Annotated in this window: 4 protein-coding genes; 2 read left to right on the forward strand and 2 right to left on the reverse strand. The window is 71.4% G+C overall.

Features of this window, described 5'->3' with window-relative positions; genetic code table 11:
* The first annotated feature begins 132 nt into the window (after nucleotides 1–132).
* On the forward strand, nucleotides 133–804 hold the full coding sequence (locus EES42_RS30310) for a TetR family transcriptional regulator (protein ID WP_124721588.1): 672 nt from the start codon (nucleotides 133–135) through the stop codon (nucleotides 802–804).
* 143 nt (nucleotides 805–947) lie between these two features.
* On the forward strand, nucleotides 948–1,307 hold the full coding sequence (locus EES42_RS30315) for a Zn-ribbon domain-containing OB-fold protein (protein ID WP_241196664.1): 360 nt from the start codon (nucleotides 948–950) through the stop codon (nucleotides 1,305–1,307).
* Between the two features lie 58 nt (nucleotides 1,308–1,365).
* On the opposite strand, the gene EES42_RS30320 is transcribed toward EES42_RS30315, so the two are convergent.
* Nucleotides 1,366–2,151 (reverse strand): response regulator, encoded by a 786-nt coding sequence (locus EES42_RS30320; RefSeq protein ID WP_124721458.1) that lies wholly within the window; start codon nucleotides 2,149–2,151, stop codon nucleotides 1,366–1,368.
* A partial coding sequence (locus EES42_RS30325; RefSeq protein WP_346775433.1) for a sensor histidine kinase occupies nucleotides 2,148–2,613 on the reverse strand: 466 nt, incomplete at its 5' end. The genes EES42_RS30320 and EES42_RS30325, both read right to left, overlap by 4 nt.

Genomic DNA, 2,613 nt, shown 5'->3' on the forward strand with positions numbered 1-2,613 from the left:
CCTGGGTGTGGTTCGTGGGGATGACAATATGGCACTCAGTACCCTCTGTAAAGGAACCCGGTGTCAGAATGAGCCTTCCGGTGCTACGTTCCCCGCATGACTGACGCGCGCAGACCGGCGAAGAAGGCACCCATGCGGGAGGTGCTCGCCCAGGCGGCCTTCCAGCTCTTCCTGGAGCGGGGCTTCGAGCAGACCACGGTGGACGACATCGTGGCGCGGGCCGGGGTCGGGCGCCGGTCGTTCTTCCGGTACTTCCCGTCCAAGGAGGACGCGGTCTTCCCGGACCACGAGCGGTGCCTCGCCGACATGACCGCGTTCCTGGACCGGGCCGGCGACGCCGACCCGGTGGACGCGGTGAGCGACGCGGCCAGGCTGGTGCTGCGCATGTACTCCGCCGATCCGGAGTTCTCCGTCCAGCGGTACCGGCTCACCCGGGAGGTCCCCGGACTGCGCACCTACGAACTGTCCGTGGTGCGGCGGTACGAGCAGACGATGGCCGGATATCTGCGCGGCAGGTACGGCGAGTCGGGCGACGGGGCGCTGCGCGCCGAGGTGATCGCCGCGTCCGTGGTCGCCGCGCACAACAACGGGCTGCGGACCTGGCTGCGTTCGGGCGGCGAGGGGGACGCGGAGGCCGCCGTCGACCATGCCCTCGCGATGGTGCGCCGGGTGTGGGGGAGCGGGACGGAAGGGGGCTCGGCCGCGCCCTCGGTGGACGGCGACGTGGTGGTGATGGTCGCCTCGAAGGGCGCTCCGATGTGGCGCGTGGTGCAGCAGATCGAGTCGGTCATCGGGCAGGACTGAGCCCCGGTCCGACCTGATCTGGCACTGAGTGTCTTTACGATTCGGCACTCAGTGCCCTATGGTGCGGACGCGCCGACGCGCAGACGCGGCGCATCCGAGCCGAGCACAGGGGGTCGAACGTGTCCCAGTCGTCAAGTGGCACCGTGCAGACGGTGCATGAGGAAGCCGGCCTGGAGTACAACCGGTGCCGCTGGTGCGGTACGGCCTCCTTCCGCAGGCTGCTCTGCCCGGTGTGCGCGTCGGGCGACCTGAAGCCCGAACGCAGCGCCGGCCTGGGTGTTGTGGTCAGATCCGGTGTCGTCCACCGCTACACGGAGGCCGCGCGCAACGAGTCCCTGGTCCGGCTCCCCGAAGGCTTCGTGTTCCGCTGCCGTGTCGTGGGCGCGGCACCGCACCGGGTGTCGGTCGGCGCCCGGGTGCGACCCGTCGTGGCGGACGGGACGGACACGGGTGAAGTGGTCTTCGAGCTCTGCGAGCCGCCCCGGGACGACGACTGGTTCTGAGGGCGTCCCCGGGGCCGGGCCGGACGCGGCATCGCGGCTCGGCTTCGGCTGCTTCGGTCTATGCCCGCCTGATGGACTGCCAGGTGGGCCGTTCGGCCGTCTGCTCGGTGGCCTCGCGTTCACCGGCGCTGACCAGCCCCGTCTCGTAGGCGACGATGACGGCCTGAACACGGTCACGGAGTCCGAGCTTGGCGAGGATGCGGGCCACGTGCGTCTTCACGGTCGTCTCGGCCAGGTGGAGGCGGTTGGCGAGTTCGGCGTTGCTCAGCCCTCGGGCCAGCAGGCCGAAGACCTCCAGTTCGCGCGGGGTGAGCGAGGCGAGGTCGCGGTGGAGGGCGGCGGTTTCGCTGTCGTGCCGGGTGCCGTGTCGATGCTCGCCTGCGGCGAAACGCCCCACGAGGCGGCGGGTGATGGCGGGTGCGAGCAGGGCGTCGCCGGTGCGGACCGTGCGGACCGCCGCGGTCAGTTGCTCGGGGGTGACGTCCTTGAGGAGAAAGCCGCTGGCCCCGGCGGACAGTGCCGCGTTGACGTACCGGTCGAGGTCGAAGGTGGTCAGGATGATGACGCGGGGGCTGTCGGGGAACGGCGTCTCCGCTGCTCGAACGGGGTCGTGAGCCCGGGGAGGGGCGAGGATGCGGCGGGTGGCCTCCAGGCCGTCCATCTCGGGCATCCGGACGTCCATCAGGACCACATCGGGGCGTGTGCGGCGGACCGCTTCGACCGCTTCGGCCCCATTGGTCGCCTCGGCGACGACGTCGATGCCGTCGGCGCCTAGGATCAGCCGGAATCCGGTGCGTACCAGGGTCTGGTCGTCGGCGAGGAGCACGCGCAGCGGCTCGGTCACGGTGTCTCCAGGGGGATCAGGGCCTCCACACGGTAGCCGCCGGTCAGGGTTCCGCCGTAGACGGCGAGGCGTTCGCGCAGGCAGATCAGGCCCCGGCCGCTTCCGGTGGCCGCGCCCGGGTGCCCACCGCTGTCGGTGACTTCCACCCGGAGCCGTTCCGGGCCGTACTCGACGGTCACGCCGGCAGCGGCACCGGACGCGTGCTTCACGGTGTTGGTCAGGGCTTCCTGGACCACGCGGTACGCGGCGAGTTCGGGGCCGGGCGGGAGGGGGCGGGACGGGCCGGTCACGGTCAGATCGACGTGCAGCCCGGTGTCCCGGACCCGTCCGACCAGCGTCTCCAGCTGGGCCAGGCCGGGTTGCGGGGCCAGCTCCGCCGCCGCATCGGCCGGATCAGCACCTTCGTCCGTCCCCTCGCCCTCGTCGGCCATGGTGAGCAGCCCCATGACGTGCCGCAGTTCG

Origin of the sequence: Streptomyces sp. ADI95-17 (genome assembly GCF_003846175.1) — a bacterium.
Classification (GTDB): domain Bacteria; phylum Actinomycetota; class Actinomycetes; order Streptomycetales; family Streptomycetaceae; genus Streptomyces; species Streptomyces sanglieri.